The sequence below is a fragment of the Shewanella sp. CAL98-MNA-CIBAN-0140 genome, from assembly GCF_040309905.1.
Classification (GTDB): Bacteria; Pseudomonadota; Gammaproteobacteria; order Enterobacterales; family Shewanellaceae; genus Shewanella; species Shewanella psychromarinicola.
Map to the genome: position 1 here is coordinate 1 of NZ_JBEOPI010000064.1, position 9,567 is coordinate 9,567.

The following is a 9,567-nucleotide window of genomic DNA, read 5'->3' on the forward strand; positions in this document are numbered from 1 at the left end:
CAAGATTTTATAGCCTCTAGCAGCGCAGCGCTCTAGCACCTAGGCTTTAGCTTTTTCGCTTTTTATCGTATGTCATCACTTGCTATCGCTAGTCACCAAGATTTTATAGCCTCTAGCCGCGTAGCGTCCTAGCAGCGAAGCGATCTAGGCTTTTAGCTTTTAGATGCATATAAGTGTCAGTATATAGCCAAGTTATGCTAATCTTTAACAAATGCTTTTCGCAACAAACACCCCATTGAACACTCTGTTGAACAAGGTTATCATTTAGCCTTATCACGTTCTTTAGCAAGGACTTAGCTTATGTTAGAAAACGATATCCGTCATGCTGTGCAAACAGCGCTTGATGAAGACTTAGGTCACACGACCCATAATACTATCCACGACATGCTTAATGCCGATATTACTGCCCAGCTTATCCCAGCAGACAAACATGTTTCAGGCGCGTTAATCACCCGCGAAGATGGGGTTTTTTGTGGTAAAGCGTGGGCAGAGCAAGTCTTTAATCAACTGGGCAGTGAAGTGGTACTGCATTGGCATGTTGATGACGGTGATTTAATTGTGGCCAATCAATTGTTATGCGAACTCTCTGGCCCAGCACGGGCTATTTTAACTGGCGAACGTACTGCAATGAACTTTATTCAAACCTTATCAGGGGTTGCCAGCTTAACAAAGTTGTACGTGAATAAGCTCGTGGGTACTCATACCCAATTACTCGATACCCGCAAAACCATCCCAGGCCTGCGCACCGCCCAAAAATATGCAGTCACCTGTGGTGGCGGCAGAAACCACCGCATAGGCTTATTCGATGCTTTCTTAATTAAAGAAAACCACATTATGGCTTGCGGCGGCATCTCACAAGCCATTACAGCGGCGCGCGTGTTAGACAGTCACAAACCAGTCGAAGTCGAAGTTGAGTCACTTGAAGAACTCACTCAAGCACTCGATGGCGGCGCCGATATCATTATGCTCGATAATTTCGACGTGACTATGATGGTCGACGCTGTCAGCCTTAATAATCGCTATAAAAACCAAGGTAATGGCGCTAAATTAGAAGTTTCAGGCAATGTCACCTTAGACACCCTAGCCACCTTTGCACAAACTGGAGTCGATTATATTTCGGTCGGCGCCCTGACTAAACACGTAAAAGCGTTAGATTTGTCGTTGAGATTGAAAAGTTAACCATAAAAGCTAAGGTGCTAGGGCGTGACTACGTCACTGCTAGGATCGCTGCGCTGCTAGATCGGACTGCGTCCTGCTAGGACAGCTTCGCTGCTAAGATTTTATAGCCTCTAGCCGCGTAGCGTCCTAGCAGCGAAACGATCTAGGCTTTGTGCTTTTTGCTTGTATAGAATCTAGCAGCGTAGCGCTCTAGCATCTAGGCTTTTAGCTTTTATAGCATCTAGCAGCGCAGCGCTCTAGCATCTAGGCTTTTAGATTTTAGATTTTAGATTTTAGCTTGGGTATAAACCTGTCAGATTTCTCCCCCAAAAAGCGCCAATAAAACGCCTTTGTTGCTTTTTTGTCAAAAAAACACTTCTTGACCTAGAGAAGTCAAAAATAATTTATCGTATAATGTACGGAAAATGTGAAATTAGAGCGTTTTTAGACATTTATTTTTTATTTAGCCGTTAACCCTATTCCATTTTGTAACCGTTTATATTAACGTTTACCTCGGCGAGTTGGCCTTTCAGCCATGCACTGTACTCGTTAGATTGTAAATAACGTCAAAATACTAACAATTAATTAACATTTACTTTGTAACCACACTAGCAGATGTTATTTTGTATCTTGTTAACATTGACCTATTTACTCTATGTTTACCACTCAGCCTAAATGCTCTATTAAATAAATAATCGGCTAGCATTGTTTGCGGTTAACATGGTTATTACCTATGTGTTGTATATTGTGCCATTGTGCCATTGTGCCAAAAACAGCATAGACAGAGATAACCATGGTCAACACAAGTAACGCTGGCACTATAATAATCGTGGTCATCTAGTATCTAGTATCTAGCACCACACAATTGTGCTTTACGGTTTTAGGCAAATGGAATGCCAACTGCTTCGCCTAGTTACTAGCATTAGTTCTAGAATTAGTTACTAGTATTAGTTACTAGTATTAGTTACTAGTCTAAGTGAAGTTTATAGATATCGAGGATTGAGACTACCCCAGCCTATTTTACGGAGAGAAAAATGAAAGGTATCAACCAAATCAAAAACGCTAAAGGTTTTACGCTTATCGAATTAATGATCGTCGTCGCGATTATCGGTATTCTTGCAGCAATCGCATTGCCTGCTTATAAAGATTATGTCACGTCTGCCCAAGGCGGCGCTGCAATGCAGGGCGTATCAGCTTATTCACAAAAAGTACAAGCCTGTATTCAAACGGATATTGGTTGTACTGGATTGGCGGATGAAGTTAACGCAAATACTAAGTTTACAACAGTAGTTGCTGCTGACTTCGCTCCAGATTTAGAAGCAGTTCTTGTATGGACAGAAAAAAAATGTGTTCTTACTGGTACATTCTCTGCGATAGGTGGAGCTGAATTTGAGATGACTGCGGGCGATAGTGCAGCTACAGGGGATCTAGCTATCTGTATTAAAGGCGCAGGTTTATAAGTTGTGCGGCGGCTTCTACTTAGCAATGCAATTTAGAATTAACCTCTAAATAATATAGTAAGGGGCTAAAATAGCCCCTTACTAATAATAATGAGACAGCTATAACAATGTCCAACACTGGTTTACATTTAGGTTTATCAACATTATTTATTCGCAAAAATCTTCTTTCTGAAGAACAAATTTCAACGTCTATAACACTCTCCCGTAAAACCAAACAATCCTTAGTGACTACGTTAATTCATTCAAAGCTTCTTTCAGCACGTGAAATAGCCGAGCTGTGTTATGAAGAATACGGCACGCCGTTACTCGATTTAACCGAATTTGATCTTGCAACAATAGCCGAAGAGTTATTAAACAAGAAGCTCATTGCTAAACATAATTGTTTGCCGCTGTTTAAGCGCGGCAATCGCCTTTATATCGCTACCTCAGACCCAACCAACATTGCCGCTCTTGAAGATTTTCAATTTAGCTTAGGTTTGCATGCAGAGGCTATTCTAGTTGAAGACGACAAACTGCTTAAAGCCTTAGAAAAAATACTCGAAGAAGACATTAGCGGTCTTGGATTAGAAGGCGTTGACGAAGAAGCTCTTGCAGGTATTGAAGTCGCTAATACCGAAAGACATGATGAGCCGACCGGTGACAGCAGTGACGATGCGCCGATTGTTATCTATATTAATAAAATTCTCACCGATGCCATACGTAAAGGCGCTTCTGATTTACATTTCGAGCCCTATGAGAAGCGCTACCGTATTCGCTTTCGTATCGACGGTATATTACATGAAGTATCCGAACCACCAGTCAATCTGTCCAACCGGATTTCAGCCCGCTTAAAGGTGATGTCAAAACTGGATATTGCCGAGCGCCGCTTGCCTCAAGATGGCCGCATAAAAATGAAGCTGTCGCGGACCAAGTCTATCGATTTTCGTGTCAGTAGCTTGCCGACCATTTGGGGCGAGAAAATTGTGATGCGGATTTTAGACTCATCTTCTGCCCAGCTGGGTATCGAAAAACTCGGCTATGAAGACGATCAACGGCTATTATATGAAGAAATGCTTGCTAAACCTCAAGGGATGATCCTTGTTACTGGCCCTACTGGTTCGGGTAAAACCGTGTCCTTGTATACTGGCCTTAATATTCTTAATACTGAAGAGCGTAATATCTCCACCGCAGAAGATCCGGTCGAAATTAACCTCGAAGGCGTTAACCAGGTCCACATTAATTTAAAGGCCGGTTTAACCTTTGCCTCTGCTCTGCGCTCTTTTTTACGTCAAGACCCTGATGTAGTGATGGTGGGTGAAATACGCGACTTAGAAACTGCCGAAATAGCGATTAAAGCGGCCCAAACCGGCCATTTAGTGTTATCAACGCTGCACACTAACTCGGCAGCAGAAACCTTGACTCGTTTGATTAATATGGGCGTACAGGGTTATAACATTGCCAGCTCAGTGAATTTAATTATTGCCCAACGCCTTGCCAGACGCTTATGCCCGGAATGCAAGCATGAAGAAGAAATTCCACTTGATGAAATGCAACGCTTAGGCTTTACTGAAGCCAATATAGCCAAAGGCTTTACGGTATTTAAACCCGTAGGTTGTGAGCTTTGCTCAGGTGGCTATAAAGGCCGCGTCGGTATTTACGAAGTGATGAAAATGAGCGAGGAAATTGCGCGTACCATTATGGAAGGCGGTAACTCATTGCAAATTGCCACCCTTGCCAAGCAGCAAGGCATGCGCGATTTGCGCCAATCTGGATTACTCAAAGTTATTCACGGCGTGACCAGTATCGCCGAAATTAACCGTGTCACTAGCTTTTAATTCCGCTATAGTCAAACAGTTATACTTATTCAGCTATAGTCATTCGACCATTTAATGGGTTATTTATCATTAACAATAATGCTTTAGCCTGGATGACGCTCAATAATAAAAGGATTGGCTAAATGGCCACAGCAACTGCAACAAAAACGAAAACAAAAACAAAAAGAAAGCCAAAGGCGAAAAAAATAACCAAACACCAACCTAAGGTGTTTACCTATCAATGGAAGGGTACCAATCGTGATGGCCAGCTCACTTCTGGTGAGCTAAAAGGCTCCTCTATTGCTGAAGTACGCAGTGTAATAAAAGCCCAAGGTGTCACCCCAAAAGGCGTAAGCAAAAAGTCGGCCCCGCTATTTAAATCTGAGAAAAAGATCACCGCGATGGATATTGCGATGATCACCCGCCAAATAGCCACCATGCTGGCTGCGGGCGTCCCCTTGGTCACTACCCTTGAGCTTCTTGGCCGCGGCCATGAAAAAGTTAAAGTGCGCGAATTATTGGGCACTATTTTATCTGATGTCCAGTCCGGTATTCCACTTTCGGATGCGCTAAGACCTCACCGACAATTCTTTGATGATCTCTATGTCGATTTAGTCGCTGCCGGTGAACACTCAGGCTCACTGGATGCCGTCTTTGACCGTATTGCGACCTATCGCGAAAAAGCTGAGCAGTTAAAATCTAAAATCAAGAAGGCCATGCTCTACCCTATAGCTGTTGTTATTGTGGCTATAGCGGTAACCAGCTTATTACTATTATTTGTGGTACCGCAATTTGAAGAAATATTTAATGGTTTTGGTGCGGAGCTACCTGCCTTCACCCAAATAATTATCAATATTTCAAGATGGTTACAGAGTTCATGGTACTATTTTGCCATTGCTATTGTTGTTGGTATTTGGTTATTTCGACGTGCTCATAGAACGTCCCAGAACTTTCGCGATCGAATAGATGTAATACTGCTCAAGATCCCCGTGATAGGTGATATTCTCCACAAAGCCTCAATGGCGCGTTTTGCCCGTACTTTAGCCACCACCTTTGCTGCTGGGGTGCCATTAATCGATGGCTTAGAGTCTGCTGCTGGCGCGTCGGGTAATTATGTGTATCGTATGGCACTACTAAAAGTGCGCCAAGAAGTGATGGCTGGCATGCAAATGAATGTGGCGATGCGCACCACTAATTTATTCCCAGACATGGTAATCCAAATGGTGATGATTGGTGAAGAATCCGGCGGCTTAGACGACATGCTTAATAAAGTGGCTAATATATATGAGATGCAGGTTGATGATGCTGTTGATGGGCTATCTAGCTTGATTGAGCCGATTATGATGGTGGTGATTGGTACTCTCGTTGGTGGTCTAATCGTCGGTATGTATTTACCTATTTTCCAAATGGGCAACATAATAAACTAGAAAATCTTCTAACCTATTAAATAAAAAGATAATCATGACTGAATTTATCTCAACTTTTATTGCCACAATGAGCCAATATCCTTGGGCATTTGTGGCGATTAGCTTTATTTTTGCGGCCACTATTGGCAGCTTTCTCAACGTCGTGGCCCACCGTTTACCTGTGATGATGAAACGAGAATGGCAAAGCGAATGTAATTTTTATCTCAATGAATATCATCCTGACATTGTCGAACAAGTAGGCAATGATCGCTTAACTAAAGCCATTGATCCTTTCCCGAAAAAATACAATCTCATCGTGCCAGGTTCTGCCTGCCCTAAATGCAAAGCCGACATTAAACCTTGGCATAATCTGCCTATATTGGGCTGGATGATGCTTAAGGGAAAGTGTGCCGATTGCAACACCCGTATTTCAATCCGCTATCCGATTATCGAACTGCTCACCGGAGTATTGATTGCCACATTAGCTTGGCACTTTGGCCCAACATGGCAATTTTTCTATGCCAGTATTTTAACCTTTGTGTTGGTGGCATTAACGGGTATCGATTTAGATGAAATGCTATTGCCCGATCAACTCACCTTACCAATTCTTTGGTTAGGATTAATCATTAATCTTAAAGGTATTTATGCTAGCCCTCAAGACGCTATTATCGGCGCTGCGGCTGGCTATTTAAGCTTGTGGTCAGTATTTTGGTTATTTAAATTGGTCACTGGCAAAGAAGGCATGGGTTACGGTGACTTTAAATTATTAGCCGTATTCGGTGCATGGTTAGGTTGGCAAATGCTGCCATTAATTATTCTATTATCATCGCTAGTGGGCGCGGTAGTTGGCATAACCATGATTATGGCTAAGCGGCTCAGCAAGGGTAACCCAATCCCCTTTGGTCCTTATATTGCTTTAGCGGGATGGATAGCCTTAGTGTGGGGACATGACATCCTCAATTGGTATCTGAGTACCTTATGATGTTAAAAAAGTTTATCGTGGGCTTAACGGGCGGCATTGCCAGTGGTAAAACGACTGTGGCGAATTTATTCGCGCAATACGGCATAGACTTAGTTGATGCCGATGTTATCGCCAGAGAGGTTGTCTCAACCAACTCTGATGGGCTCAAAGCAATAACAGAGCACTTTGGCCAGGCTATTTTGCTAACCGATGGCAGCCTTGATAGAGCGGCTCTGCGTACACAAGTTTTCGACAATCCCGAACAGCGACTGTGGCTTAATAATTTACTCCACCCTATGATCCGCCAGAAGATGCTCGACCAAGTACAAACATCGACCTCAGCATACGTAATAATGATAGTGCCCTTGCTATTTGAGAATCATTTAGATAGTTTAGTGGATACGACTTTGGTTGTAGATATTGCCCCAGAGTTACAAATTTCAAGGACGATACAACGTGATGGCGTCAGTAAACAACAAGTTGAGCATATTCTGGCGAGTCAAATGACCCGAGAACAGCGGCTTGCTCAAGCTGATAATATTATAGATAATCAAGGAGATCATGAGATGTTGCGCAGTCAAGTATTTGGTCTGCACCAACAATACTTACAACAGGCAGCCGATTTAGAAACTAACGTCCATGACTGATTTAATCTATGAACAACCATTAAATGAAAAAATACGCAGTTATCTGCGTATAGAAAACCTTGCCTTACAGTTAAAACTGCATGCCGAACAAGATAATCAACATCAATGTTTTGCCCCGTTATTTTCTCTTGCAGAGCTAACAGAACGTTGTGATTATCGCACTGATATATTAAAAGATATTGATAAACAAATTCAGTTAATTTCCCATTGGCGTACAAACTCAAATGTTGATAACGCGCAAGTGGATCAACTGACCGAAAGACTGATTGCATTGAAATCGCCGCTGCAAGCACAAGAAAGAATTGGTTGTAGCCTAAAACAAGATAAGTTTATCTGTTCATTACGACAGCGCTTCAATATGACCGGGGCATACTGTAATTTTGATTTTCCTCAGCTGCACTTTTGGCTAGACAAAGACTGGCAATATCGACAGCAAGATATCGAAAATTGGCGGATGCAATTTCAGCCACTATTAGCCCCAATCATGCTACTGCTAGAACTGATTAGAACGACAGCAGATTTTAGTTTATGCCAAGCACCAGTAGGGTTCTATCAAGGCAGCTCACCGCAGCCTCTGTCATTAATCCGTGTAAAAATAAACCCCAACCAAAATTGCTATCCTACAATCAGTGGCAATCGAAATCGTTATGCCATTCATTTTGTCGATTTCGATTTACATCGTCATACAAGTGAAACTGTTGAGTTCTCACTAGCAACCTGCACCTAAACACTTTACCATCACGAGTAAGATTAATAACCAAGAATGATTATGCCTTTAACAGTAGTAAACTGCCCAATTTGCAGCACCAAAGTTGAATGGAAAGACGACTCCCTATTTAAGCCTTTTTGCAGTGAACGTTGTAAACTTATCGATCTTGGTGACTGGGCGAGTGAAAAACATGCTATTCCGGTTAAGCACGATATAGACCTAGATCTGTTGGATGATGCTGGTTTTGATGAAGGTGACTTCTTTAAATAATCCGTTTAAACAATCTATTCAAACAATAAGAAAGAAATAGTAAGGGCAAAACATGCAAAAGAGAATACATGTTGCTGTCGGCGTTATTATAAACCAACATAAACAAATTTTATTAGCCAAGCGTCATGACCATTTACATCAAGGTGGAAAATGGGAATTCCCGGGTGGTAAAGTTGAACAAAATGAAACGGTAACTGCCGCTTTAATTCGTGAATTGAAAGAAGAAGTGGATCTTGATGTAAACAGCACAACAGCATTTATGGATATCAGCCATGACTATCCAGATAAGCAGGTAAGACTTGATATCCACTTAGTGACTGATTTCAATGGCCAAGCAACTGGCGTTGAAGGACAACAAATACAATGGGTTGAATTACAATCCATCTCTGAATATGAGTTCCCTGAAGCCAATAAACCTATTTTAGATAAGCTGTTAACCCTGCCTTGGTAAGTCATATTGATAAGTTGTGTAATGACAGCTTATTAACCGATTCAAATCACTTCAACATGCTAGTTTCAAAGCGAAATACCTAAATGCTAGGACGCTACGCTGCTAGAGGCTATAAAATCTTGGTAGCGAGCGGTAGCAAGCGATGACGAGAGATAACAATCGAGCGAAATGCCTAGAGGCTAGGACGCTGCGCTGCTAGATGCTATAAAATCTTGGTAGCGAGCGGTAGCAAGCGATCACGAGAGATAACAATCGAGCTAAAAGCCTAGAGGCTAGGACGCTACGCTGCTAGATGCTATAAAATCTTGGTAGCGAGCGGTAGCAAGCGATGACGAGAGATAACAATCGAGCTAAAAGCCTAGAGGCTAGGACGCTACGCGGCTAGAGGCTATAAAATCTTGGTAGCGAGCCGTAGCAAGCGATGACGAGAGATAACAATCGAGCTAAAAACCTAGATGCTAGGACGCTGCGCTGCTAGATGCTATAAAATCTTGGTAACGAAGCTGTCTCTATCCGTGAGCACAGCGTTCGCTTGTTATCGTTTCTGAAGCTATCCCTAGCAGGACGTAGTCCGCCCTAGCAGCGAAGCTGTTAAATTGCAGACGTAAAAAAGCCCGCTATGTAATAGCGGGCTATTTCACTACTCTTTCGAGTAAATTAGGCGCCTGGAAATGACCTACTCTCGCATGGGGAGACCCCAAACTACCATCGG

Annotated in this window: 9 protein-coding genes; all 9 read left to right on the forward strand. The window is 42.5% G+C overall.

Features of this window, described 5'->3' with window-relative positions; translation table 11 throughout:
- Positions 1 to 300 precede the first annotated feature (300 nt).
- The 9 genes from nadC (at position 301) to mutT (ending at position 8,855) form a co-directional block, all read left to right on the forward strand.
- Entirely contained in the window at positions 301 to 1,179 is an 879-nt protein-coding gene (nadC, locus tag AAEY93_RS19855; RefSeq protein ID WP_351079327.1) for a carboxylating nicotinate-nucleotide diphosphorylase, read from the forward strand.
- 1,013 nt (positions 1,180 to 2,192) lie between these two features.
- The gene (locus tag AAEY93_RS19860) at positions 2,193 to 2,618 is read left to right on the forward strand and encodes a prepilin-type N-terminal cleavage/methylation domain-containing protein (protein WP_351079330.1); all 426 of its coding nucleotides are present in this window, start codon (positions 2,193 to 2,195) and stop codon (positions 2,616 to 2,618) included.
- A 107-nt stretch (positions 2,619 to 2,725) separates the two neighbouring features.
- Entirely contained in the window at positions 2,726 to 4,432 is a 1,707-nt protein-coding gene (pilB, locus tag AAEY93_RS19865; protein ID WP_351079332.1) for a type IV-A pilus assembly ATPase PilB, read from the forward strand.
- A gap of 122 nt (positions 4,433 to 4,554) precedes the next feature.
- Positions 4,555 to 5,838 (forward strand): type II secretion system F family protein, encoded by a 1,284-nt coding sequence (locus AAEY93_RS19870; protein WP_351079335.1) that lies wholly within the window; start codon positions 4,555 to 4,557, stop codon positions 5,836 to 5,838.
- 34 nt (positions 5,839 to 5,872) lie between these two features.
- Entirely contained in the window at positions 5,873 to 6,799 is a 927-nt protein-coding gene (locus tag AAEY93_RS19875) for a prepilin peptidase (RefSeq protein WP_351079338.1), read from the forward strand.
- On the forward strand, positions 6,796 to 7,425 hold the full coding sequence (coaE, locus tag AAEY93_RS19880) for a dephospho-CoA kinase (RefSeq protein WP_351079341.1): 630 nt from the start codon (positions 6,796 to 6,798) through the stop codon (positions 7,423 to 7,425). Before AAEY93_RS19875 ends, coaE begins: the two co-directional genes overlap by 4 nt.
- Positions 7,418 to 8,152: a cell division protein ZapD gene (gene zapD / locus AAEY93_RS19885; RefSeq protein WP_351079344.1), complete on the forward strand. Its 735-nt coding sequence runs from the start codon at positions 7,418 to 7,420 to the stop codon at positions 8,150 to 8,152. The genes coaE and zapD overlap by 8 nt, the downstream gene beginning before the upstream one ends.
- 42 nt (positions 8,153 to 8,194) lie before the next feature.
- Positions 8,195 to 8,404: a DNA gyrase inhibitor YacG gene (yacG, locus tag AAEY93_RS19890; RefSeq protein WP_101033769.1), complete on the forward strand. Its 210-nt coding sequence runs from the start codon at positions 8,195 to 8,197 to the stop codon at positions 8,402 to 8,404.
- A gap of 52 nt (positions 8,405 to 8,456) precedes the next feature.
- Positions 8,457 to 8,855 carry an 8-oxo-dGTP diphosphatase MutT gene (mutT, locus tag AAEY93_RS19895; protein WP_351079347.1) on the forward strand — a complete coding sequence of 133 codons (399 nt, stop codon included), beginning with the start codon at positions 8,457 to 8,459 and terminating at the stop codon, positions 8,853 to 8,855.
- The last annotated feature ends 712 nt before the right edge of the window (positions 8,856 to 9,567 follow it).